General features: G+C 62.3%; 1 pseudogene. It reads right to left on the reverse strand.

What is annotated here, in order from left to right:
- A pseudogene (locus tag P0G09_RS17960) lies at positions 1–308 on the reverse strand (cobyric acid synthase CobQ); the annotation flags it as partial.

The raw sequence follows: 308 nt of genomic DNA on the forward strand, positions 1-308 counted from the left end.
CTGTGTTCTTGGTGCCGGGCAGGATGATGAGAACCGGTGTGCCCAGCTGGCGGGTATTCTGCACATACCGTACGCCCAGCAGCGGGTGCTGCTCCAGCGGCATGAAATCGGTAAAGTTGGAGATGTGCGGCTGGCGGAGGATTTCCGCATCCAGCGGGTGGACCGTTTTGCCCGCATCCAGCCGGGTGGAAAGAGAATCCTCGTCCTCAATGTCCACCTTCAGGTAGGGCACGCCCCCCAGCACCGGCAGCTGCGTTTTCTCTTCCAGCATAGCAAGGCCGGGGCGCAGGATCTCCACATCGCCGCGG

Source organism: Faecalibacterium sp. DFI.5.82, assembly GCF_029076575.1.
Classification (GTDB): Bacteria; Bacillota; Clostridia; order Oscillospirales; family Ruminococcaceae; genus Faecalibacterium; species Faecalibacterium duncaniae.